The following is a 24,787-nucleotide window of genomic DNA, read 5'->3' on the forward strand; positions in this document are numbered from 1 at the left end:
TTTTAATTTTTAATCAAAAATATCAATAATGTTTGAATTAGATGAAATTTAGAGATTAGATATTTAGCTTAAATAAAATTTAAAGCAAAAAAAATCCCTCTTCTTTCGAAAAGGGATTATATTTAAGATGATAAGCCAAAAGGCTCAATTATCACACTTTAATTTCAACGTCAACTCCTGAAGGAAGTTCTAATTTCATTAGAGCATCAACAGTTTTAGAAGAAGAAGAGTAGATATCCATCAATCTCTTGTGAGCTGATAATTGGAACTGCTCTCTTGCTTTCTTGTTTACGTGTGGAGATCTCAACACCGTGAAGATTCTCTTATTTGTAGGTAATGGAATAGGTCCGTTTACAACAGCACCAGTAGCCTTTACCGTTTTTACGATTTTCTCAGCAGACTTGTCTACCAAGTTGTAATCGTAAGATTTTAGTTTTATTCTGATTCTTTGTGACATTTCTTTAATTTAAAAAATTAACCTTTTGCTTTAGCGATAATATCTTCAGCAACGTTTTGAGGAGTAGCCTGGTACTTCTCTAATTCCATAGAAGAAGTAGCTCTTCCTGATGAAAGTGTTCTTAGAGTCGTAACATATCCGAACATTTCAGATAATGGAACTGAACCTTTGATAACAACGGCACCGTTCTTTTCTTCTTGTCCACTGATAGTACCTCTTCTCTTGTTAAGGTCACCAATGATGTTACCCATATATTCTTCCGGAGTTACAACCTCCAATTTCATAATAGGCTCCATAATTACTGGCTTAGCAGCACGTCCCGCTTCTTTAAATCCTAATTTAGCAGCTAATTCAAAAGAAAGTGCATCAGAATCCACTGCGTGGAAAGATCCGTCTTTAAGAGTTACTTTAATACCTTCAACTTCGAAACCAGCTAAAGGACCGTTTTTCATTGCAGCTTTAAAGCCTTTTTCAATTGCAGGAACAAATTCTCTAGGAACGTTACCACCTTTGATCTCATTAACGAATTCTAAACCAATTTTACCTTCGTCAGCTGGTCCTAATTCAAATACGATATCAGCAAATTTACCCTTACCACCAGATTGTTTTTTGTAAACTTCTCTGTGCTGAGCAACTCTTGTAAGATTTTCTTTGTATTCTACCTGAGGCTGACCTTGGTTTACTTCTACTTTGAATTCTCTTCTCATACGATCTACAAGAATGTCAAGGTGAAGTTCACCCATTCCTGAGATAATCGTTTGACCAGAAGCTTCGTCAGTTTTAACCTGGAAAGTAGGATCTTCTTCAGCTAATTTAGCCAAAGCGTTACCCATTTTATCTTGATCTGCTTTAGTTTTAGGCTCAACAGCGATACCAATTACCGGATCAGGGAAAACCATCGATTCTAGAACGATTGGGTTTTTCTCGTCACACATTGTATCACCAGTTTTGATAGATTTAAAACCTACCGCTGCACCAATATCTCCTGCTTCAATATAATCTACAGGATTTTGCTTGTTAGCGTGCATCTGATAGATTCTAGAGATTCTTTCTTTATCACCTGAACGAGTGTTCAAGATATAAGAACCAGCATCTAGTCTTCCAGAGTATGCTCTGAAGAATGCCAATCTTCCTACGAAAGGATCGGTAGCAATCTTAAATGCCAAAGCTGCGAACGGCTCATTAACGTCTGGTTTTCTGAAAATTTCAGCATCAGTTCTTGGGTCAGTACCTTTGATATCATCTTTATCCAATGGAGAAGGCAAATATTTACATACTGCATCCAACATAAACTGTACTCCTTTATTCTTAAATGAAGAACCACAAGTCATTGGGATAATAGATAAATCGATAGTAGCTTTTCTAAGAGCTTCGTTGATTTCGTCTTCTGAAATTGAATCTGGATCTTCGAAGAATTTCTCCATCAAAGTGTCATCATAATCAGCAACTGCTTCAACTAATTTCTCTCTGTATTCCAGAACTTCAGCTTTCATGTCTTCAGGAATTGGCACTACTTCGAAAGTAGCTCCTTGTCCTGCTTCGTCCCAAACGATCGCTCTGTTTTTAATTAAATCAACTACACCTTTGAAATCTTCTTCAGCACCGATTGGTAAAACGATTGGAACTGCATTAGATCCTAACATTGTCTTAACCTGGTTTACCACGTTAAGGAAATCAGCACCTTGTCTGTCCATTTTGTTTACGAATCCCATTCTTGCAACTTTGTAGTTGTCAGCAAGTCTCCAGTTTGTTTCAGACTGAGGCTCTACTCCATCTACTGCAGAGAATAAGAATACCAAACCATCTAATACTCTTAAAGATCTGTTTACTTCTACTGTAAAGTCAACGTGTCCTGGTGTATCGATGATGTTGAAGTGGTAAGGCTTAGTTTCAGCTAATGGCTTACCTTGGTCTGTTGGGAAATTCCAAGAACAAGTAGTTGCAGCAGAAGTAATTGTAATACCTCTTTCAGCCTCTTGCTCCATCCAGTCCATTGTAGAAGCACCATCATGTACTTCACCAATTTTGTGGTTTACACCTGTATAGAATAAGATTCTTTCTGTAGTGGTAGTTTTACCAGCATCAATGTGCGCAGCAATACCAATATTTCTTGTAAATTTAAGATCTCTACTCATTTCTAATTAGAATTTAAAGTGTGAGAAAGCTTTGTTAGCTTCCGCCATTTTGTGAGTATCAGATTTTTTCTTGTAAGCAGCACCTTCTTCTCTTGAAGCAGCTACAACTTCGTTAGCCAATTTTAAAGCCATTGACTTATCATTTCTCTTTTTAGAGTAAAGGATTAACCATTTCATTGCCATAGAAATTTTTCTATCAGCTCTGATCGGCATAGGAATCTGGAAGTTAGCTCCACCTACTCTTCTAGAACGTACTTCTACGTGAGGCATAACGTTAGTTAATGCATCTTTCCAGATTTCAAGGGCAGTCTTTTCAGTTTCTCCTTTTTTTGCTTCTACAAGGTCTAATGCATCATAGAATATTTTGAATGCGATAGACTTCTTACCGTCTAGCATCAAGTTGTTTACGAATCTAGTTACCAATTGATCATTAAATTTCGGATCTGGTAACAACGGTCTTTTTTTCGCTTTTGTCTTTCTCATTGTTTCTGTACCTTATTTAATGATTATTTTTTCTTTCCTTTAGCTGGCGCAGCTGCTGCCTGACCTGGTTTTGGTCTCTTAGCTCCATACTTAGATCTTCTCTGCGTTCTTCCGCTAACACCTGCAGTGTCTAATGCTCCTCTTACGATATGATAACGTACTCCCGGTAGGTCTTTCACCCTTCCGCCGCGTACCAATACTATCGAGTGCTCTTGAAGATTATGTCCTTCGCCCGGGATGTAGGCGTTGACTTCTTTACCGTTTGAAAGTCTTACCCTTGCAACTTTTCTAAGTGCAGAGTTAGGTTTCTTAGGAGTGGTAGTATATACTCTCGTACATACACCTCGTCTTTGTGGACAAGAATCAAGGGCAGCCGATTTACTCTTCTTGGTGAGTGCGACTCTTCCTTTTCTTACTAATTGTTGAATAGTAGGCATTTAATTGCTTTTTATTTTAGGGTGCAAAATTATGAATAATTTTTTAATTGACAATAAGTTATGTGTAAATAAATATTTTTTATTGAAAATAAATTCGACAAAGAATCAGGCGTTTATCTCATAAATATTGACATTCATAAGATAATTCAATCTAAAAAAATTAATCTATAGAAAGTTGTGATGTATATAAAACTTCAGATTTGTTTCGCACCGTATCATACTTCAACCATTTTATTTTAGGATAAACGCTTCCAGCTAAACTTTCTTTAAGCTTTCCTTTCTGCTTATTGGTATGTTCATAATTGAACGTTTTCTTTATAATAGGTATCTCGTATGTCGTGAGTGTTTTAATATTTCTTTCATCATTAAATAAATATTTTTTGTTTTTAAATTTTGGCATCTGAGCTTTTATCACTTCTTTCTTAGTCAAATAATATGCAGGATCTTTTAAGCTGTAGGTAGTTAAAAAAATTAAGAAGAAACACGATATCCACCAAATCTTTTTATCATCAGCATTATATTTAAAATACAAGATAAGAAATGAAAAAAACAAACAGAAATTAGCCGCCGCCAAAAGCCTGATTCCCATTTCCTCAATCTGCTGAATCCAGCCAGAGAACAACAATGCAAATGTATAAACCACTGCAACTACCCAAAGTAAAACATGAAAATTTCTCTGAAGAGTTCCCTTTGCTTTTTTGTAATATCTAAAGAAATACATAAAGATGGAAATATCTATCGCTAGAATAAATCCCTGAAACAGTAAACTCCCTAAACTATTAGATGCAGGCTTTAACCCAATAAAAGGATCAATAACATTACAAACCCCCAACAAATCTCTTATTACATATAGATATGTCATCCCGTTTGGGGTTCCTCTTAACTGTTCACCTGTAAAGCTTTTAAATTCTAAATAATTGAGAAATAAATACCCTGAAATCCCTAAACCTGATAAAATCAAAAACAAGAAGAAGGCTTTAAAATAAATTGCATTTTTAATTTTAATAAAATTTAAAAAAAAGAAAACCAAAATTCCCAAATAAATAAAAACTGCCGAATATCTTATAGAAAACAAGCTGACCATTAATAAAGCCGCAATAACTGCATTTTTATATAACTTTTGTGGTTTGATAAGGATTTCATGTAAAAAATAAACAAGAAAATAAAGTACAAAAATAAATGCCGATTCAGAAATAGCCTGAATAAAAACACAGAAAAAAGTTTTACCCGCAAACAACAATGTGGTCTCTCTGAAATAAAATTTCTTTTTGTAAGAAAAAACTAAAATAGAAATAGTAAATAGAAGATTAAGAATTTTATACGCCCAAAAATAATCTTGAAATATCATATGAAAAAACTTAATCAACAACGGATATCCCAAAGGAAACAAATTAGTTTCTGGTCTTGGCAAATCTTCCGCAATGCCAAAATACGAAAGACTGTCTGACATGATACCACCAAAAGGTGTAAATATTGATTGTAAAAAATAGATAACGACAACAATTATCGCAAGTACCTTATATTTTTTCATGTTTGTTTAATAGCAAAATTCTAATACAAATTAAAAATACCAAAGATAAGTATCATCAATCATCTTCATACAATTTCGGCACAATATTTCCTGTATTTAGAATATAAAAAATAAACATTATGAAAAACGCCAACATTATTGGTTTACAAGAAGCGGACTGTAAAAACATTTCAGAAAAACTCAATATACTTCTAGCCAACTATTCAGTATTCTATCAAAACACACGAGGTTCTCACTGGAATATAAAAGGTGAACAATTCTTTACGCTTCACCCAAAATTCGAAGAGCTTTACAATAGTCTGGTCTTAAAAATTGACGAAATCGCAGAAAGAATCCTGACGTTAGGCGCAACTCCTGCACATAATTATTCAGATTACCTTCAGGTTTCCACAATTAAGGAAAGCAAGGAAGTAAGTGACGGCAACAAAAGTGTAGAAATCATTCTAAACTCCTTCAAAGTTGTTATCGATTTACAAAGAGAACTTTTAAATATTACTGATGAAGCAGGCGATGAAGGTACCAACTCTCAAATGAGCGACTATATCACCGAACAAGAAAAAGAAGTTTGGATGTACAACTCATACTTAGGAAAATAAAAGACAAAAAATATTTCATTGATTGCAAAATCGCCCATCAAAAAGGCGATTTTTTTTATTTATTTTATTAAATTTATTTAAAATTAAAATATGTCCGAAATACGACTCAATTCAATACTTGACAACGATTTTTACAAAATCACCATGCAAAATGCCGTTGTCAAACTTTTCCCAAGCCAAATCGTAAAATATGAATTTATCAATCGTGGAAAGCATCATTTTCCTGAAGGCTTCGACGTTGCCCTGAAAATTATTGTTGATAAAATGGCAGAATTGAAACTCACCAAAGATGAAAAGAAATTTTTGGCCAAAACCTGTCCGTATTTAAATTTACCTTATTTAGATTTTTTAGAAGGCTATCATTACGATCCGTCAGAAGTTAAAATCGTACAAACCGGAAATGATTTAAGCGTTATCGTAGAAGGACTTTGGTACAGAACTATTTTGTGGGAAGTTCCTTTGTTGGCTTTAATAAGCGAACTGCATTACGAGATGAACCACATGGAAAGAGATTCTAACGACGTGGTGATGAGCAAAACATTAGAAAAAGCGGATTCATTAAATAACTTAGGAGTAAATTTCGCAGAATTCGGAACCAGAAGAAGGCATTCTTATAAAGTTCAGAATTTGGTCATGGAAGCATTAACGCAAAAAAAAGAATCTACATTTATTGGAAGTTCAAACGTACATTTTGCGATGAAGTACAACGTAAAACCTATCGGAACTCATGCTCACGAGTGGTTTATGTTTCATGGGGCTGAATTTGGTTTCAAAATGGCCAACGAATTAGCCCTTGAGCATTGGGTAGATGTTTATCGCGGAGATTTGGGAGTTGCACTTTCAGATACTTACACTACCGATGTTTTCTTCCAGCAGTTTGACAAGAAATTTGCTAAACTTTTCGACGGTGTACGTCACGACAGCGGAGATCCTTTTGAATTTGCCGATAAAACAATTGCCCACTATAAAAGCAACGGAATCAATCCTTTATTCAAATACATTATTTTCTCAGATGCTTTAAATCTTGAAAAAGTAGAAGAAATCACTAATTACTGCAAAGGAAAAATCGGAGTTTCTTTCGGTATCGGAACCAATCTTACCAACGATGTAGGGTTAAAACCAATGAATATCGTAATGAAACTGATAGGAGTTCAAGCCTTAAATAAAGAATGGATTCCTACCGTAAAGCTTTCTGACGAACACGGAAAATACACCGGTGATCCTAAAATGATTGAGTTGGCAAAAGAATTTCTAAGAATTAAAGATTAATTAAAACATAAGAATGATGAAAAAACTTATTACACTAATTTTAATCTCATCCACTTTGACCTCTTGTTTTGTTTACAAAAAAGGTGAAGATGGAAAACCTGGAGCCCCAGGGAAAGATGGAAGTTCTGGCGATTCAAAAATCAGTTACAATCAAAAGTTGGCTGACTCTCTAGGTGCGGATCAATACGGCATGAAACCTTATGTTATTGTAATGCTGACAACAGGTTCAGCAAAAATTGATGATAAAACAAAAATGGGAGAATTGATGAAAGGACACATGGAAAACATCGGTAAACTCGCCAAAGAAGGAAAAATTGTCATAGCCGGACCATTCTCAGGAAAAAACCAACGCGACTATCGTGGAATGTTTATTTTCAATACAAAATCTAAAGAAGAAGCCGAGTCTTGGGTAAAAACAGACCCCGCAGTTTCGGCTGGAGTTTTCAATTATGAAGTTTTCCCATGGTATGGCTCTGCTGCACTACCTCTTTATTTAAAGCATCATGACGAGATTGCAAAAGAGAATCCTTAAACAACAAACGGAAACCTTTCAAAACTGAAAGGTTTTCTTATCTTTAAATTAAAACTAAACCACCATGAAAACCATCGAAGAAGTATTAAAAAAGTTAGATGAAATTATCATTTGGAGCAAAACAAACCAGAATCCTATCGGCTATTTTGCTTGTACTTACAGAATAATGACCGCTCAGGTTTTAAAAGGAATTCAGCAGAAAAAGTTTGAAGATAATCCAAGAATGATTCTATTGGATCTCGCTTTTGCTAACCGATATCTTGAAGCCTGGGACAATTACACTAAAGGGAAAAAATGCACAAACGCCTGGTATCTCGCTTTTGAGGCGACAAAAAATAAAGACCTTTTGATTCTTCAGCATATTTTTCTTGGGATGAATGCGCACATTAATTTAGATTTGGGAATTTCTGCAGCTTCGGTGATGCCTTACCGTAAAATAAATCCTTTGAAAAAAGATTTTGAAAACATCAATTCTGTTATTGCATCGATTAATCAAAATGTTCAGGATTCGTTAAATAAAATCTGTTATCCAGTCAATCTTATCGACAAACTTTCTAACGGAAAAGACAATGTAATTTTAGATTTTGCTATCTCTAAAGCGAGAGAAACTTCGTGGACAACCGCCGTGATTGCTTCAAACACACCCAATTTCTTAAAAGAATCTGTAATCAATATCGTAGATTATGCTGCGGCTAAAGTTGCATCGCAAATTTTGAATCCCAAATTACTTTCTTCAGCTTTAGCCAAAGAATTGAAGAAATGTGAAAGCCATGATGTTGTGAAAAATATTGAAATTTTAGAAAAAACAAAAACCATATAATTACCGAAAGATTACTGTTAACCATAAAAAAATAATTCATTGTTTTGTAATTTTGAAAAATGGAAATCACTTATCTCATCATCGCTTGTTTTATTGGAGGAATTTTAGGTTCATTTTTAATCTATTTCTATCTAAAATCTTCAATGATTTCAAGAAAATCTTATGATGAACTGAATCATTTTTATATTAAAGCTAATGCAGATTTAGAGAATTTAAATCTTAAAACTCAGGATTTAGAGGAAATTATTAAAAATGAAAAAGAAGCCAATCTTCAGCAATCAGATCTTTTAAATGATTTAAAAACCGAATTTGCAAAAGTTTCTGCTGAAAACACTTTTTTGAAAGCTCAAAAAGAAGAAACAAAAAGAATTCAGGAAGAAGGAAAACTGCAGTTTGAAAATCTCGCCAATAAAATTTTAGAAGAAAAAACAGAAAAATTTACCAATTTAAATCAAACCAATTTAAAAAACATCCTCGATCCTTTTCAGGAAAGAATTACTGATTTAAAAAACAAAGTCAATGAAGTTTATGAAAAGGAAAACAAAGAACGCTTTTCTTTGGGCGAAAAAGTAAAAGAATTATCCTTACTGAATCAGCAAATTTCCGAAGATGCCAAAAAATTAACCCGAGCCTTAAAAGGTGAAAGCAAAACGCAGGGAAATTGGGGCGAAATGATTTTGGAAAGTATTTTGGAAAAATCCGGTTTGGTAAAAGGAAGAGAATATTTTCTGGAACATGAACTTAAAGATGAAGATAATAAAGCTTTATTTTCAGAATTTTCAGGTAAAAAAATGCGTCCGGATGCTGTTGTAAAATATCCAGATGAAAGAAATGTGATTATTGATTCTAAAGTTTCTTTGACGGCTTTCACAGAATTGGTTGACGAAACAGATTCTGATATTTATCAAATCAAAGTCAATCAACATTTATCTTCTATCAAAACTCATATCAGCCAACTGAGCCAGAAAGCGTATGACGATTACGGAAAATCATTGGACTTCGTGATGATGTTTATTCCAAGCGAACCTGCTTATATTGCTGCGATGCAAGCAGATCAAAACCTTTGGAATTTCGCTTATGAGAAAAGAATTCTACTTCTCAATCCGAGCAATCTGATTACTTCCCTGAAATTGATTGCCGATCTCTGGAAAAGAGAATATCAGAACAGAAATTCTATGGAAATTGCAGAAAGAGGGGCTAAATTATATGATAAATTTGCAGGTTTCATAGAAAATCTCGAGAAAGTCGGGAAAAATATTGATCAGGCAAAAAATGTTTACAATGATGCTTTTAAGCAATTATCTACCGGTAATGACAACTTAATTTCGCAAACTCAAAAGCTGAAATCTCTAGGAATTAAAAACAAAAAAGAGCTTCCACAAAGTCTGATCAATGGTATAAATGAGGATTTATGATGGATAAATGATTTTTAAAAATTATTTTTGCATCAACTATCATTTATCAACCACCTATCATGATTATCGAAAGTTTTCAGAACGAAAAAGTAAAAAACATTACCAAACTTTTAACGGATAACCGTTTCCGAAAAAAATCGGGTGTTTTTGTTGTGGAAGGACAACAGGAAAACGAAAGAGCTCAGAAATATCATTTTGAGGCTGAAGAATTCTTTGTTTGTGAAACTATTTTCAAAGGAGAACTTCCGAAAGAGAAAATTCATTATGTTTCTGAAAAAGTCTATGAAAAAATAGCTTACCGAGGAAGTTCTGAAGGAATTATCGGCATTTATAAAGCAAAAGAAGCTGCATTAAATACTTTTAAACCTAAAGAAAACTCAACCGTAATTATTGTTGAAGGCGTTGAAAAGCCCGGAAATTTGGGAGCCATTCTGAGAAGCTGCGAAGCTTTCGGAATTGATGCTTTGATTATTGCTGATGCAAAAACAGATTTCTACAACCCGAATGTAATCCGTTCCAGCGTGGGATGTTTGTTTGGAATGGAAGTTTTCCAGGCTGAAAATCAGGAAACCTTAGAATTTCTTAAAGAAAATAATTTCAACATCTACACAACCATTATGGATGAGACTTCTGAGGATTTATATAAACGTGATTTTACGAAAAGATCTGCTGTTCTATTTGGAACCGAGCATTCAGGACTAAGTGACTTCTGGTTTGGAAAAGGAAAGAATACATTAATTCCTATGTCAGGAAGTATTGATTCTCTAAACTTGAGTAATGCCGTAGCAATTACCTGCTATGAAACTTTGAAACAAAAGAAAAATTAAAATTGATTAAAGTAGCGTTTTCACATTCTTTGATTTAATTAAAGTTCAATAGTGTAAAGACTACTTTGCGATTCGTCATTATAAGACATAAAAAACCGCTTCGCTAGGCGAAACGGTTCTTTTATTCTTTTGTAACTACTAATTACTTAGCAACTTTAGCAGAATCAACTTTTTTCTCAACAGCAGTAGTAGCTGAATCAGCTTTTTTGTTGATTGTATCGATAGCAGCGTTAGCTGTAGAATCGATGTTTTGAATAGCTGAATCACCTTTGTTCTCTAAAGAATCTGTAGCTGTAGTTGTAGCTTCACCTTTCTTACAAGCAACTAAAGAGATTGCAGCGATAGCAGCTACGAATAATGACTTTTTCATAATAAATTAAATTTAATTTGTTAATATTGTTTTTTAAATCTTTTTCTCTGTTCGGATATTTGAACAAGACAAAGGTAGAGCAGATATGAAATTTGTTTATGAAAAATAATTGTAATACCTTTGTAAAACAGTTTTACAAATAAATAATACTGAAAATCAATACATTAATACTTTATTAAAAAATTGACTGATTTAGATTTACTACACTTTGAGCAGCTGAAAAAGGACGTACAGGCTCAATATTTGAAAGAATACACTCCTTCCTATGATGATATATCAAAATGGAAAGGGATAGACATCATATATTTTCAGGAAGATCTCCGAAAAAAGGCTAAAGGTAACATTAGCGAGAAGTCTTTTTATACTTATTTTAAAAATACTCCGGTTACCAAATTACCTCGTATCGACATGCTTACTTTACTCAGTGTTTATGCAGGTTACACCTCATGGTTTGATTTTAAAAAACAACATCTTTTTGCAGGTGAATTGCTACAGGATGAGAAAGATTTGGAAGATGATGAGCGCAGGGAATTAGAAAAAACAGTTTCAAGCGCATTAAATCTTCCGAAAACTGATTATCAACCTAAAATAATTGAATTTAAAGCACCCGAAAACGTTATTTTACAAAAAAATGATACTGAAAATCAAATCATTGAACAAAAAACAGCAATTGAAAATTCTCCTGATAAAACAGAAGCAAAACCAATAAAAAAGAACCATCAAAGAATAGCTTGGATTGCCGCAACATCAATTTTTGTAATCTTATTGGGACTTTTAGGTTTTAAAGATGAATTATTTGAGAAAACTTACACTTATTGTTTTACGGATGCTGACAGAAATCAAAAAGTACAAAGTAATATCGAAATAAAAGTGATTAAACAAAACGAATCACCCGTTTATTTCAGATTAAAACCTGGTGAATGCTTTCATTATCCTACGAAAGATAAGAACTTAAGGATGCAAATAAGTTCTACAGTATATGAAAATCTGGAAATCAACAGAAATCTGGAAAATGCTTCAGATGAAGAAACGATTGCTCTAAAACCAGATGACTATAAGATGGCGGTATTTTATTACTCAACGAAAGATGTCTCGGGAAACCCATCGGAGCAAATCACCACTAAAAGACGTCAATTAGAAAACCGTATCAGCAACGACGCTGTTATTTCTCAAGTTTATGATAATGAAATTTATGGAATTGAAACTTTAGATAAGCAGAAATACATTACTTTAGTTACAACACCTACAACCTCCCTGAAAAACCTTTCGGTTATTGAAATGAAAAAGGACAAAAAGGGCAAAATAATTTCCATTAAATTTAAAATCTCAACCAATGAAAATAATCAATAAACTTTGGATTTTTGCATTAATGATGCTCGCTTTGACATCGTGTAAAAAAGAGGAACAGACTATCAGCGACCTAGAAAAATTAAGAAACAGCAGCAATCAGAAGACCTATCCTGCCGTGCAGATGGATAGCGTACAGGTCATCAACGGAATTACAACCCTAAAAGTAGAGCAATTATTAGAGCTCACTACTTTATATTTGTCGGGAAGCAGAAATACGGAGATTGACACGACCATTTATTCTCAAATGCAGGGATATTTCCACAAACCGGACAGCCTTACATTTAAGCCATTATTTAAAGAACTTGAAAGCCTTAAAGTAAAATCTGTGAAAGTAAATAATTTAAAGGTTTATAAAGAAATTCAGAATCAAGACACATTAGATTTAGCTAAATTTAATGTGGAGTATTTTGACAGCAAAAATAAATCTATCGGTACATTTGAGAAAAATGCTCAATACACCTTGATTTCAAAGCCTGTAAAATTCAAGAAAGAATTTCAGTTTTACTTTGTTAATTTCTATCAGAACCCTTTGAAAAAAGATAGTACTTCTTTAGGAGTTACCAAGTAGTCTAAGGGAATATCATTTTCCCAGACATCATCAATCATATCATCGGGGTCAAAATAATTGACTCCGATTTTTTTTGAATCTTTGGAAACGCTTTCAAAAATTCATCATAAAAACCTTTACCATAGCCTACTCTATTGCCTTTACTGTCACAATATAAAAGCGGAGTAATGATAAAATCAAAATCATAAATTCCTGAATCTTGATTTGAGACAGGCTCAGAAATTCCCCAATTATTTGTTTTAAATTTTGTTTCATTGAAAATCTGAACAGAAATCAATTTTGTATCAACAATTTTTGGCACAAAAACCTGAATATTTCGCCTTAAAAAATATTGAATAAAACTTTCAGTTTTGATTTCGTTAAACTTTTCAATTGGAATAAAAACATGAATTTTCTGTCCCGAAATCGGTTTAAAATAATTGATGAAATTTTCGAAAACTTTCTCAGACAATGAAATAACTTTATCTTGCGACAATGCTTTTCTTTTATCAAGATATAATTTTCTGATTTCAGATTTTTTCATTATCAAATTTATAAAAAATAGTATTCCTTAGATAAAGCTCTTATGGAATTTACTGATGCGATTTCTACATTAAAAAAGTTGCACTCTGAAGAATGCAACTCGTATATCATCAATCTAAGATTATTATTCTAAAATTTTATATATTTTATCAGACAAACGAACTCTGAAAGGTAACTCAAAGGTAATCTGATCTCCTATTTTTGCAGTTTCACAAGAACTTCCATTCACAAAAATTTCAGTGATTGTAACCTCCTGTTCGCCTGTTGTAGGTCCTGAAATCAAAACTTTATCACCAACTGAAAGTTCGTTTTGTTCAATTAAAAACTGTGCAATTTTTGATTTTGTATAATAATGTTCAGCCTTGCCAATCAAAGATTTTTTGATGGCAATTTTTGACGGATATTCTTTGTTTCCGCTTTTGCCAAAGGTTTATCTGGTAAATCTCCTGAGTTTTTAAAGGTTAAAGAATCAGATTTTCCTTTTCTGAAGACTTTATTTCCGACTTGTAAGCCTTTTCTTAATCTTAATTGTTCAGCTGCAGGCAAATGCGTTATTTCTAGGCATTCAGTTGAGCAGCAGTTTTCCATCGCCGCTTTACATTCATCACATTGAATGAACAATAAATGACAAGCATCATTAGCACAATTAGTATGGTTGTCACAAGGTTTACCGCATTGGTGACACTGTGAAATAATATCGTCTGTAATTCTTTCGCCTAAACGATGGTCGAATACAAAGTTTTTACCTAAAAATTTACTTTCAACACCATCTTCCTTTACCTGACGTGCATATTCGATAATTCCGCCTTCTAACTGAAAAACATTTTTAAAACCCTGATGTTTAAAGTAAGCGCTGGCTTTTTCACAACGAATTCCACCTGTGCAGTACATCAACAAGTTTTTGTCTTCCTTAAAATCCTGTAGCTGCTCGTTGATAATGGGTAAACTTTCTCTGAATGTTTCAACATCAGGAGTGATTGCGCCTTCGAAATGACCAACCTCACTTTCGTAATGATTTCTAAAATCAACGACAATTGTATTTGGATCTTCTAATAAATTATTAAATTCCTGCGCTTTTAAGTGAATACCTTTATTGGTTACATCAAAAGTTTCATCATTCAGACCGTCGGCAACGATTTTGTTTCTAACTTTTATTGTCAGTTTTAAAAAAGAATGATCATCCTGCTCCACCGCCACATTTAATCGAATTCCTTTCATAAAATCATAAGCTTCCAGCGTATCACGGAGTTCTTCCAGATGATCAGCAGGAATACTCATTTGGGCATTAATTCCTTCATGAGCAACGTAAATACGGCCAAGCGCATCAAGTGCATTCCAGGCTATAAATAAGTCATCGCGAAATTTTTTGGGATCTTCAATTTTGGCGTACGCATAGAAAGACAAAGTAAGGCGTTGCTTACCGGCTTCATCAATAAGTTGAGCTCTTTCTTCTGCGCTTAAGGTGTTATACAGTTGCATGCTATAAACGTTTTAAGTGAGAAAAATTTTTGCAAATATATGAAATTCCGACGGTATGACTAAAATGCAAAAACAGATTCTATATCATGTAAAAATGTCACTTTTTCTTTAATAAAATCTTAAGCTTTGTTAATAAATATTTTAACAATTATGATTTAATGTATAAAATGACACAATAGTCGTTAAATTTTAGTTAAAACAGTAACACAGCATACATATTGCATACTAATTAAGCATTAAATTTACATTCAGTAATACAAATAATTTTAAACAAAGAAGATATACAATGAAGAGTACTTTAAAAAAACTTTTACCGTTTGCCGTTGTAGGGGTTATCTCAGGAGCTACTACCGTTGGCGTACAACAATACTTAGGTCACGATTCTAATAATACTGACCAATCTTACTTTACCTCATCAAAGAATGCCTCTTTTGTCGGTATGAATACCGGAGCTGTAGGTGATGATTTTGTAAAGGCTGCCAAAACGACAGTTCCGGCAGTGGTAACTATCAAAAATTACCAATCAAGAAGCACAAGCAGAGCGTCTGAACAAGATTTATTTGATTATTTCTTCGGTGATCCGTTTGGAGGAAGAGGTCAGCAAAGACAAAAACAACAACAGCAACAGCAAACGCCTGACAACATGCCTTCAGGTATGGGTTCAGGAGTTATCATTTCTGCTGACGGGTATATTATTTCCAACAATCACGTTGTGGCCGGAGCTAATAAGCTTGAAGTTGTTTTAAGCAATAAAAAATCTTACATCGCAACTTTAGTAGGAACAGATCCCAATACGGATATTTCTTTATTGAAAATTGAAGAGAAAGGTCTTCCGTTCTTGAATTTTGCTAATTCGGATAATATTGATGTCGGACAGTGGGTTTTAGCAGTAGGTAACCCATTAGGTTTAAATTCTACAGTGACTGCCGGAATTATCTCTGCAAAAGGAAGAGGAATCGGAATTTTGGGTGGACAAGGAAAAGCTACAAACCCTATTGAAAGTTTTATTCAAACAGATGCCGCTATTAACCCAGGAAACTCGGGAGGAGCTTTAGTCAACGTGAATGGAGACTTGATTGGAATTAACTCAGCGATTTCATCTACCACAGGATATTATCAAGGTTACGGATTTGCAGTTCCCGCTAACTTGGCAAGAAAAGTAGTTGAGGACATCAAAAAATTCGGAATCGTACAGAGAGGTTTCTTAGGGGTAATGTCATTGGATCTTTCAGACCAAAATCAAGTTACCAATTATAATAAAACTGAAAAAGCAAACCTTAAAGTCGGTTCAGGAGTTTTCTTGAGAGCTTTCCCTGAAAAAAGTGGAGCGCAAGATGCCGGACTAAAAGTAGGTGACGTTATCGTAAAAGTTGACGATATGCCAATTACAGATTTCGCAGACTTATCTATCTCAATTGGCAGCAAAAGACCTGGCGATAAAGTTTTGGTAACTTACCTTAGAAATGGAAAAGAAAACACAGCAACAGTTACTTTAAAAGATCAAAATGGGGGAACTACTGCAAGATCAAAAGCTGACTTGAGTGTTACTGAAAAAATAGGAGCCGAGTTTGAACCGCTAAATGAAAGGTTTAAAACTGAATACGGATTAAATAGTGGTGTTGTCAGCAAGAATGTATCTGAAGGCAGCGAAATGGCTAAAATAGGTATCGTTGACGATTATATCATCATTGAAATTAACGGTAAACCTGTCAATTCTCAGAAAGATGTAGAGAAGATTTTAGATAAATATCAAGGTAATGTACAAGTGAAATTTGTAGATAACTTTGGAAGAATTTATACAAAAGGATTTAAAATGCCTTAGTAGAAATTCAGAGCAAAAGAAAAACGCTGCGGTTTAATTACTGCAGCGTTTTTTATGTTTTAAAAATCTATCGATTATTCATTTTATCAGCGATTCGTTTTTTCTTTTTTCTTTCATAAATGATTTCTACAATCTTCCCTCCCATCCAGGCAAACGGAAAAAAGATGAGGAAAATTGAGATTTTATAAAAAGTTGGGTGATAAGGAAAAACAATTACATCAAGCATTGCTATAAACAACATGATGAAACCAATTAAAATCGCATAAGCCACCTTAGCATATTTAACAATAATAGCTGTAGCAACTCCACCAACTGTACTTCCCAATCCTGAAATAAAAAGAAGAAAACCAAAAAATGCATCATTATTTTTCATGCTTTCCAAAAATCTTTGCCAGTGCTCGAAAGGCGCAAAAGCTTCAAAAGTCACCCATTTCGGGAAAGCTCTTATGCCCAGCGTGATGATAAGCCCTGCAATAACAAGACCTACTAAAACAGCAAATGTATTTCTGATAAAACTCATTAATCCTGATGTGCAATCATAGAAATTTCAATATCAACATTTTTTGGCAGACAAGAAACCTGTACAGTCTCTCTTGCCGGATAGCTTTCTGCATCTAAGTAAGAAGCATAAATATCATTCATCACTGCAAAATCATCCATGCTTTTAAGAAAAATACTTGCCTTAACAACATTTTTGAAAGTCATCCCGGCTTCAGTAAGAATAGCCTCAAGGTTTTTCATTACCTGATGCGTTTCTTTTTCTATTCCTTCTACCAATTTGCCAGTAGCCGGATCAACCGGAATTTGTCCTGAGATGTATAAAACTCCGTTTGCAAAATTAGCTTGAGAATAAGGCCCGATAGCTGCAGGAGCATTTACAGTAGATACTATTTTTTTCATAAGTAGATATATTATTTTATTATGTATATCGCACTATCTTCACTACAAGTGAAAATCATGCCGATTTTGACAAAATTTATTTCGGATGCAAATATAAAATTTAAAATTAAATAAAAATATCGATTAGAAAGGTGGATTTGGCGATGTAAAGCTTCGGTCTTTGTACTTCAATGCATCGCTTAGGATATTGGCTTTAATTCCGATAAAAAAGTCATATACTTTATATTGTCCGAAAGGCACCCAGTTAAAATTGATGGTGAAACTTCGCTGATCTCTTGAGAAACCAATTCTGGTGTACGCCAACTCTCTGGTCACCATATCGTAGTGAGTACTTCCTGTAATATTCCAGAATGGAGTTAGTTTAATACTTCCGTCTAAACCTACAGAAGCGATTCTGTTTGGAGTTCTTGCGGTTGTTTTAGAATATGCGTAGTTGGCATTGACATTCAGCGTCCACGCCTGATCAAAATGGGCATAATTATCATCATCGAAATAATAGTTTTCGTTTCTGATTTCCCCTTTCTGTTTGTATTTTTTGGCGTAATCTGTTTTCTCTCCAAACAATTCGCTGCTTAAAGGATAAGATAACTGAACATTGAATCCTTGTACACTGAAAGCACCAAATTCTTCCGTCCTCACTCCTATTTCCTCGCCGGGAGCAAAAACTGTTCTATAAGGATCTAAAGTTAAACTCGTATTAACACTCAATTTATTATCAAATAAAGATGTCTGACCGTTGATAGAGATGATAGACCAAGGATGAGTTTTTGCAGCAAAATTATAATTCCCTGTAATATTTAATGATTCAAATAGTTTGACTTTCTTAATACCTGTAGAATCGCTTTTAGATTTCACTTTCATCTCGATATTATTCCCGATATTAAATCCTAAAGCTCCTACCATTCCTGAAGTTGGTGCACCTACAATTCCGCCATCAAAAATTGAATAAGGCGTTATCGCACCATTGGCATCAGAAAAGTTTCTGAAATACCCAAATCCTGGCTCACCAAAATCCGGAGAATAAGTAAAACCAATACTTGGTGACATCATATGTCTTATCGCTTCAATTGCTGCTCCTTTTTTGAAATTTGCCTGCCCATACAACTGTGTCTGAATACTTGCTGTGGTAGAAAAAGTAGAATATCCTGCTACTTTTTTATTCACCTGATCAACCACTTTGTTTTGAAGCGGATCATAGAATCTTGTCAGTGTTTTCGTCGTTAAAGCATTATCAATATTAGCTCCCAAACTGAAGGTGAAATATTTTGCAATTGTGGTATTGGTTCCTATCGTGATATTATTTTTAAGGCCTGTCTGCATCTTATCCCACATCGCTTTTGTGAAAAGTTCGCCTTCACCAGTACTCACAAAATTGGTTAAATTTAAACCTGTATTAACTGTAATATTTTCTAATAAACCACTTCGAACACCCGTTTTTGAACCAAATAAATAAAACTGATTGATTGCAACATTCATTTGAGGCAATCTTAAATCTGCTAATCCTGTAGAGAAATTCTGAGAATAAGAAGCCGTTCCGGTAATTGTAGCGGGAAGCTTTAGAAATCTTTTGGTAAGCGAAAGCGTAGAATTCTGAGAGGTTCTCAATACACTCTCATTCAAAATATAAGCATTATTGACCGTATTGTTATAAAACGTCTGGCTGGTAACATCCACCGATGCAGAAAACGTCAGAAACGGATTCGATTTTGCATCCTGGCTGTGTCTCCACGCGATTCTGTAAGTTCCGGTTTTGCTGTAATCATCTAAACCTTTAATCCCTCGAATAGTCGTCCCAATATCTGCCGAGAAGTTACCCGAATATCGGTATTTTTTGAGGTAATTCATTTCAGGACGAAGATTCCAGCTTCCTTTTGTATAAATATCTGCTAAAACTTTCAGGTCAAAATGTTCTCCGATGGGTTGATAATATCCTATTCCATTTAAGAAAAACCCGACATCTTCCCTTTCTCCAAAGCTAGGAATCAAAATACCTGCGGATCTTTTTGCGAAAAAGGCAATATAGCAAAAGGCATCACAAGCGGAGTCGGAACTTCCTCTATATACATCTGCACCGGACCTGTAATTAAAGAAGAACCGTTTTTACCTTTAACCATTTTTATATGAGATGCACGTAATTTATAATCGGCAACAGTATCTTTCTTTTTGATAAAATAATCATCTGTCGTAAAATCTGCACGTCGCATTACATATACAGAATCATTGTACTTTTTTGTCTTCTGAGCAACGATAACCCCTTCACTTTCCTCAGTTCTTGCATTATAAGCAATTGCCTGCTTCGTTTTTGTATTGTAGCTAAATTCTGTTGTTTCGTACTTTTTACCAGCTTGTGTAACTTGTACCAACTCTACAATTTTACCTAAAGAATCTTGCTTACCTCTAGCAAAAACGGTACTTTTTGCTTCATCGATCGATATATAATCTGCATCAACCTGCATATCCTGATACTTTATCTGAGCATTTTTGATCAGATAAATCATCTTTTTCGGAAAATCTCTACGTTCTGTGTCTGCCTTAGTCTCGAATACATCCTCTAGGGCTTCTTTTTTTACAATAATGGTATCCTTTTTGGGGATGGTATCATTAACTACCTTTGTTTCCGTTAATTTTTTAGGCGACTGCTGTGCTAAAAAACTGTTAAAAATTAGGATAATTAAAATTTGTAATATATTTTTGAAGACGGTTTTGTCCAATTTTGTTTTTATATAATTTAGGCTCAAAATTAGTATAATTTTTAAAACTGTAAGATGTACACACGAAAATTTAAAATAATTTTAGCATTTCTCTTCATACTTTCTACTCAATTTGTCTTTTCTCAAAAAAATTCACTGTTGTTTTAGACGCAGGGCATGGAGGAAGTGATCACGGAGCCAACAGAAATTACTCTGATATAGGCACCGTTTTGGAGAAAAACGTCACTTTGGCAATTGTGCTGAAATTAGGCTCTATGCTTGAGAAAAACAAAGATTTCAAAGTAATATACACCAGAAAATTTGATGAATATCCATCATTAACGGATCGAACCAATACAGCCAACAGAAGTAAGGCAGATTTATTTATTTCTGTACACGTAAATTCTTCACCCAGCAGATCGGCAACAGCAAGAGGAACCGAAACTTTTGTACAAGGGCCTGCCCAAAACAGGGAAAACCTGGAAGTTGCGAAGCAAGAAAACAATGTAATCTATCTTGATGAGAAAGATAAAGAGACTTTTGCCTCGTATGATGCGGGTTCTCCTGAATCTTTAATCGCCTTAAAACTTCAACAAAGTAAATATCTTGAAAACAGCTTAATTGTAGGAAGTTTTGTAGAAGGAAATTTTGAAAAAAGCGGACGTTTTTCAAGAGGGGTAAAACAAGAAAACCTTCACATTTTAAGAAGAAGTTCGATGCCTTCTATTCTTATTGAAACAGGATTTGTAAATAATTATGAAGACGCAGCATTTTTAAACTCAGAAAGCGGACAACAACAAACGGCTGAAAACATTTACAAAGCAATCATTGATTACAAAAAAGCAGTCGACAGAAAAGGCGGCGTGCAAGCACCAACGAGAAAACCCGAACCTGAGAAAAAAGAAGAAGTTCCGTTGAAGAATGATTTCAGAATATTATTGATGACTTCTGCCATAAAATACAACGAAGATGATCCTGCATTGAAAGGCTTAAATTACATTCTTGCTTTAAAAGAAAACGGAATTTACAAATACTACTACAGCGTGACAAATATGGCATCTGTAAGAGACAGCAATATCAAAACCGCTAAAGATGCCGGCTTTAGAAATGCGTATGCGGTAGGATTTATGCCCAACCAAAAATTAAATACCGGATATTACACCATCGAAGTCTTTACCGGAAAAGATAAATTGAGCGCCAACTCGTTTATTCTACAAACTTTAAAAGATGTGGAAAGAGAGAAAAACAATGGTTTATTCTACTACACCTACGGAAAAGTATCTTCTTTAGAAGATGCCGTAAAACTTCAAAAAGAATTAGAAGCCAAAGGGATTAAAAATACGATTATCCAGAAAGTGTATAAATAAGGAGAATAATTTTGAAGTGTAAATGTTAATTAATACTTTTGCATCCTCAAAATTTGGTCTATTCGTCTAGTGGTAAGGACTCAAGGTTTTCATCCTTGCAACAGGAGTTCGATTCTCCTATAGACTACACTTCAAAACAAAAAAAGCCTTCCGATCGAAAGGCTTTTTTTACGTTTAAATTTTAATATTGCATCTTCTAATCTTTAAAGCTATCAGATTTAAGAATAAAATAAAAAGTACTTCCTACACCAATTTCACTTTCCACAGCAATTGTTCCGCCTTGGGCTTCAATAAATTCTTTGCTGATGCTAAGGCCGAGACCGGTGCCTTCGGTTTTGGTTCCGGGAATTCTGAAATAACGGGTGAAGACTTTATTTAAATATTGCTCTTCTATCCCACGACCATTGTCTGTAACCGAAAATTTCACCTGATCGTTATCTAATTTAACTACATTGATTTCAATCACCGACTTCTCGTGCGAATACCGAATTGCATTTGATAAAATATTGTTCAAAACCCACGATGTTTTCTCGCTGTCTGCATTCACGACGGAAATATCCGAGGCGACATTCGTTTTGATGGCAATCTCTTTATTCTCTGCAGCCGATTTGTTTGCAGCAATGACATCTTCAATCATGTTCTGAACTGATGAAGGTTTTATATTTAATTGCACCACGCCAGATTCCAGCTGAGTCATATTGAGAAGTTCTCCGGTAATTCTGAGTAAACGCTGCGTATCATCTTTAATTCCGGAAACCAATCTCCCTTGCTCCTCATTGAGATGACCAATTCTTTCATTTTCCAACAATTGCAAGCCCATTTGAATGGATGAAATAGGTGTTTTGAATTCATGAGAAACTGTTCCCATAAAATGGGTTTTGGCTAAATCCAATTCTTTAAACGGCGTGATATTCCTCAGCATAATGACCTGACCAATGAAACGGCTTTCTTTTTCGCCTGTAGGAATTACATTGATAGCTAATATTTCTTTTTCAAAATAATTTTCTTTCCCTTCTACAAAAATTTTCAATGCTGCTGTAGAATTTTTTGCAGCATCCGGATTAACAATTTCCCGGATAAGATCACGAACCAAATCGTTAGAAACGGCAACATCCTGAATGAGTTTTCCTACGAAGTTTTCTTTTTTCAAACCTGAAATTTTCAGTGCTTCATCATTGACGAAAAGAACTTTCCGGTCTTCATCAATTCCAATCACCGCATCATGCATATTGTCAATAAGCGTTTCAATTCTTTTTTTCCTTTTAAAATTTTATCGATTCTACTTTCGGAATATTCCTGAAGTTTTTCTGCCATTGTATTGAAAGATCTCGCCAGTTCGCCAAACTCACTGCTGCTTTCAAACTGCACCCGCTGTCTGTAATTTTGATTGGCAATCTGATGAATACTCGAAGTCAATTCACGAATCGGATTTGAAATATTAGCCGGCAAATTCACCATTAAGATAAATGCAATCAAAAAACACAGAGTTCCGACAATAGAAATCACCGCAATTGCGTTTTCTGCCGTCGTATTGGCAATTCCGCTTTTGATCTGGATCGCATTCATATTTAGCTGCATCAGCTCGGCAATATCTTTTCGGATGGCTGAATGTAAGCTTAAATTTCCCTTATCAACTTTCAGCTCCGAAAAATGATCATGAATATTTTGAGTTGTCTCTTTCTCTCCACTTTCTGTAATATTCTGACGCTGAAGATCAAGGTTTTTTTGAAACTCTGACAGCGCAAAAGGCTCGGTAGAAATTTCTTCGAGTGACAATAGCATATTTCTGGAGTACTGCAACGTATTGTAGTTGGCTACAAGAATATTCTGTGTATCTTTTTTCAGCTGATAAATAAACCATCCACCCAACGTTGACAGCACAATTATCATAAAAAACAGCAGACCAACGCCTGCATTAAGCTTAGTTTTTATTTTCATTACGACAAAATTACTAAATCTACGTTCTGTTTAGACAGTCTTTTGAGTAAGGAATTAAAAGTGTCTGTAGCCAGAATAATTCTCCAGATATCCAAATGTGGTTTTCCGATACACATCGTCGTAATATTCCTCTCTTCGCATTGTTCCATGATGGTCATTGCAATATTTTTACTTTGAATTTTTATGATTTCTGCACCCAACTCAGTAGCCAATCTGAAATTATTAATCAAATGTCTCTGTTTATTCAGCGCAATTCTGTCCGCCGATTCTCTAGGAACCTGAACATACAATAAAAACCACTGACTGTTGTAGTAGCTTGCCAGTCTTGCGGTTTTCCGAATAACATTTTTTGCTGTCACTTCGTTTGAACTGATGCAAGCAAGAAATCTTTCTTTTTTAAAGTTTTTCCTGTGACAACTTCTGTTTCAACTTTCCTTGTAACCTGCGATGCCACTTCTTTCAGCGCCAACTCACGAAGTTGAAGGATATTTTCGTTTTTAAAAAAATTATTGAGTGCAGAGAGTATTTTACTTTGATCGTAAATTTTCCCTTCTTTTAATCTTAAAATCAATTCATCAGCGGTAAGGTCAATATTGACGACCTCATCCGCCGAAGCTAGAACGGTATCAGGAATTCTTTCGGCAACCTCAATTCCGGTTACAGCTTTTACCTCATCGTTGAGACTTTCCAAATGCTGAATGTTCACAGCACTGATGACATTAATTCCGGCATCTAAAATCTCAAAAACATCCTGCCATCTTTTTTTATTTTTGCTTCCTTCGATATTGGTGTGAGCCAATTCGTCAATAATCACAATTTCCGGACGCAGGACGATGATCGCCGGAACATCTAGTTCTTCCAGCTCTTTGCCTTTGTAAAATAATTTTCTTCGGGGAATAATAGGAAGACCTTCCAGCAAATCGTGTGTTTCCTTACGATTGTGTGTTTCCACATATCCTATCTTTACATCTATTCCGTTTTGAAGGAGTACGTGAGCTTCCTGAAGCATTCTGTAGGTTTTCCCTACGCCCGCACTCATCCCGATGTAAATTTTCAGTTTACCCCGTTTTGAACTGTTGATGAGATGCAGAAACTCTTCTGCGGATTTTCTTGATTCGTTCATTTGTAGAATTGATTATTTCAGGTAAGAAAAATGTTTTAAACCATTAAGGGTATTGAGTTTTTAAGGACAAAAATAATTTTCATTTTTTAGATTCACCAAGGTGAATCATTAAGTTACACGCTTAAATCAATTTATTGATTCTTAACATTCCTTAAT

General features: G+C 34.5%; 23 protein-coding genes, 1 tRNA gene and 2 pseudogenes. 11 read left to right on the forward strand and 15 right to left on the reverse strand.

All coding sequences use genetic code 11. The features are described 5' to 3' along the window. Positions 1 to 151: 151 nt before the first annotated feature. The 5 genes from rpsJ to EAG08_RS08920 all read right to left on the reverse strand — a co-directional run bounded on the left by rpsJ (position 152) and on the right by EAG08_RS08920 (position 5,043). A complete protein-coding gene (gene rpsJ / locus EAG08_RS08900; RefSeq protein ID WP_002661363.1) occupies positions 152 to 457 on the reverse strand; it encodes a 30S ribosomal protein S10 in 306 nt (101 codons plus the stop codon). Positions 458 to 474: 17 nt separating this feature from the next. Then, positions 475 to 2,592, reverse strand: coding sequence for an elongation factor G (fusA, locus tag EAG08_RS08905; protein WP_129535121.1), 2,118 nt, complete (start codon positions 2,590 to 2,592; stop codon positions 475 to 477). Positions 2,593 to 2,598: 6 nt separating this feature from the next. Beyond that, positions 2,599 to 3,075: a 30S ribosomal protein S7 gene (rpsG, locus tag EAG08_RS08910; RefSeq protein WP_028122161.1), complete on the reverse strand. Its 477-nt coding sequence runs from the start codon at positions 3,073 to 3,075 to the stop codon at positions 2,599 to 2,601. Positions 3,076 to 3,098: 23 nt separating this feature from the next. Then, a complete protein-coding gene (gene rpsL, locus EAG08_RS08915) occupies positions 3,099 to 3,512 on the reverse strand; it encodes a 30S ribosomal protein S12 (RefSeq protein WP_027383325.1) in 414 nt (137 codons plus the stop codon). 160 nt (positions 3,513 to 3,672) lie between these two features. Beyond that, positions 3,673 to 5,043, reverse strand: a complete 1,371-nt coding sequence (locus tag EAG08_RS08920) for a hypothetical protein (RefSeq protein ID WP_129535122.1) — start codon at positions 5,041 to 5,043, stop codon at positions 3,673 to 3,675. Positions 5,044 to 5,162: 119 nt separating this feature from the next. Between EAG08_RS08920 and EAG08_RS08925 the strand changes: the two genes are divergently transcribed. From EAG08_RS08925 to EAG08_RS08950, 6 genes are all read left to right on the forward strand, one after another. After that, complete coding sequence (locus EAG08_RS08925) at positions 5,163 to 5,639, forward strand: Dps family protein (RefSeq protein WP_129535123.1); 477 nt, start codon at positions 5,163 to 5,165, stop codon at positions 5,637 to 5,639. Positions 5,640 to 5,729: 90 nt separating this feature from the next. Next, a complete protein-coding gene (gene pncB / locus EAG08_RS08930) occupies positions 5,730 to 6,908 on the forward strand; it encodes a nicotinate phosphoribosyltransferase (RefSeq protein WP_129535124.1) in 1,179 nt (392 codons plus the stop codon). A gap of 13 nt (positions 6,909 to 6,921) precedes the next feature. After that, complete coding sequence (locus tag EAG08_RS08935) at positions 6,922 to 7,440, forward strand: YciI family protein (RefSeq protein WP_228446837.1); 519 nt, start codon at positions 6,922 to 6,924, stop codon at positions 7,438 to 7,440. A 64-nt stretch (positions 7,441 to 7,504) separates the two neighbouring features. Further along, positions 7,505 to 8,260, forward strand: coding sequence for a DUF5995 family protein (locus EAG08_RS08940; RefSeq protein WP_129535125.1), 756 nt, complete (start codon positions 7,505 to 7,507; stop codon positions 8,258 to 8,260). A gap of 59 nt (positions 8,261 to 8,319) precedes the next feature. Then, a complete protein-coding gene (gene rmuC / locus EAG08_RS08945) occupies positions 8,320 to 9,675 on the forward strand; it encodes a DNA recombination protein RmuC (protein WP_129535126.1) in 1,356 nt (451 codons plus the stop codon). A gap of 59 nt (positions 9,676 to 9,734) precedes the next feature. Further along, positions 9,735 to 10,502: a TrmH family RNA methyltransferase gene (locus tag EAG08_RS08950; RefSeq protein ID WP_129535127.1), complete on the forward strand. Its 768-nt coding sequence runs from the start codon at positions 9,735 to 9,737 to the stop codon at positions 10,500 to 10,502. Positions 10,503 to 10,644: 142 nt separating this feature from the next. Here EAG08_RS08950 and EAG08_RS08955 read toward each other — a convergent pair whose 3' ends face one another. Next, positions 10,645 to 10,872 (reverse strand): hypothetical protein, encoded by a 228-nt coding sequence (locus tag EAG08_RS08955; protein WP_129535128.1) that lies wholly within the window; start codon positions 10,870 to 10,872, stop codon positions 10,645 to 10,647. A gap of 183 nt (positions 10,873 to 11,055) precedes the next feature. On the opposite strand from EAG08_RS08955, the gene EAG08_RS08960 reads away from it, so the two are divergent. Both EAG08_RS08960 and EAG08_RS08965 read left to right on the forward strand, forming a co-directional pair. Then, on the forward strand, positions 11,056 to 12,222 hold the full coding sequence (locus EAG08_RS08960) for a hypothetical protein (protein ID WP_129535129.1): 1,167 nt from the start codon (positions 11,056 to 11,058) through the stop codon (positions 12,220 to 12,222). Beyond that, positions 12,206 to 12,790 carry a hypothetical protein gene (locus EAG08_RS08965; RefSeq protein WP_129535130.1) on the forward strand — a complete coding sequence of 195 codons (585 nt, stop codon included), beginning with the start codon at positions 12,206 to 12,208 and terminating at the stop codon, positions 12,788 to 12,790. Before EAG08_RS08960 ends, EAG08_RS08965 begins: the two co-directional genes overlap by 17 nt. Before the next feature lie 34 nt (positions 12,791 to 12,824). Here the strand turns inward: EAG08_RS08965 and EAG08_RS08970 are convergent, their stop codons facing one another. Beyond that, a complete protein-coding gene (locus EAG08_RS08970; RefSeq protein ID WP_228446838.1) occupies positions 12,825 to 13,313 on the reverse strand; it encodes a 5-formyltetrahydrofolate cyclo-ligase in 489 nt (162 codons plus the stop codon). A gap of 123 nt (positions 13,314 to 13,436) precedes the next feature. After that, positions 13,437 to 14,791: pseudogene (locus tag EAG08_RS08975) on the reverse strand (rhodanese-related sulfurtransferase). A 286-nt stretch (positions 14,792 to 15,077) separates the two neighbouring features. On the opposite strand from EAG08_RS08975, the gene EAG08_RS08980 reads away from it, so the two are divergent. Continuing rightward, a complete protein-coding gene (locus tag EAG08_RS08980) occupies positions 15,078 to 16,613 on the forward strand; it encodes a trypsin-like peptidase domain-containing protein (protein WP_129535131.1) in 1,536 nt (511 codons plus the stop codon). A 67-nt stretch (positions 16,614 to 16,680) separates the two neighbouring features. On the opposite strand, the gene EAG08_RS08985 is transcribed toward EAG08_RS08980, so the two are convergent. The 3 genes and pseudogenes from EAG08_RS08985 to EAG08_RS08995 form a co-directional block, all read right to left on the reverse strand. Then, positions 16,681 to 17,133 (reverse strand): hypothetical protein, encoded by a 453-nt coding sequence (locus tag EAG08_RS08985; protein WP_129535132.1) that lies wholly within the window; start codon positions 17,131 to 17,133, stop codon positions 16,681 to 16,683. Further along, positions 17,133 to 17,513, reverse strand: coding sequence for a RidA family protein (locus tag EAG08_RS08990; RefSeq protein ID WP_129535133.1), 381 nt, complete (start codon positions 17,511 to 17,513; stop codon positions 17,133 to 17,135). The genes EAG08_RS08985 and EAG08_RS08990 overlap by 1 nt, the downstream gene beginning before the upstream one ends. Positions 17,514 to 17,636: 123 nt before the next feature. After that, positions 17,637 to 20,224 (reverse strand): annotated as a pseudogene (locus tag EAG08_RS08995) (putative LPS assembly protein LptD). Positions 20,225 to 20,310: 86 nt separating this feature from the next. On the opposite strand from EAG08_RS08995, the gene EAG08_RS09000 reads away from it, so the two are divergent. Continuing rightward, on the forward strand, positions 20,311 to 21,570 hold the full coding sequence (locus tag EAG08_RS09000) for an N-acetylmuramoyl-L-alanine amidase (protein WP_129535134.1): 1,260 nt from the start codon (positions 20,311 to 20,313) through the stop codon (positions 21,568 to 21,570). A 55-nt stretch (positions 21,571 to 21,625) separates the two neighbouring features. Continuing rightward, positions 21,626 to 21,697 (forward strand) — tRNA-Glu (locus EAG08_RS09005). A gap of 69 nt (positions 21,698 to 21,766) precedes the next feature. Here EAG08_RS09005 and EAG08_RS22925 read toward each other — a convergent pair. Genes EAG08_RS22925 through EAG08_RS09015 form a run of 4 tightly spaced genes read right to left on the reverse strand, consistent with a single transcriptional unit; the run spans position 21,767 to position 24,631 of the window. Further along, positions 21,767 to 22,798 (reverse strand): ATP-binding protein, encoded by a 1,032-nt coding sequence (locus EAG08_RS22925; RefSeq protein ID WP_317126321.1) that lies wholly within the window; start codon positions 22,796 to 22,798, stop codon positions 21,767 to 21,769. After that, complete coding sequence (locus EAG08_RS22930) at positions 22,783 to 23,508, reverse strand: HAMP domain-containing protein (RefSeq protein WP_317126322.1); 726 nt, start codon at positions 23,506 to 23,508, stop codon at positions 22,783 to 22,785. Before EAG08_RS22930 ends, EAG08_RS22925 begins: the two co-directional genes overlap by 16 nt. Continuing rightward, positions 23,508 to 23,867, reverse strand: coding sequence for a hypothetical protein (locus EAG08_RS23135; protein WP_410493331.1), 360 nt, complete (start codon positions 23,865 to 23,867; stop codon positions 23,508 to 23,510). Before EAG08_RS23135 ends, EAG08_RS22930 begins: the two co-directional genes overlap by 1 nt. Continuing rightward, entirely contained in the window at positions 23,864 to 24,631 is a 768-nt protein-coding gene (locus tag EAG08_RS09015; protein WP_410493332.1) for a hypothetical protein, read from the reverse strand. Before EAG08_RS09015 ends, EAG08_RS23135 begins: the two co-directional genes overlap by 4 nt. Between the last annotated feature and the right edge of the window lie 156 nt (positions 24,632 to 24,787).

Origin of the sequence: Chryseobacterium sp. 3008163 (assembly GCF_003669035.1) — a bacterium.
GTDB lineage: Bacteria > Bacteroidota > Bacteroidia > Flavobacteriales > Weeksellaceae > Chryseobacterium.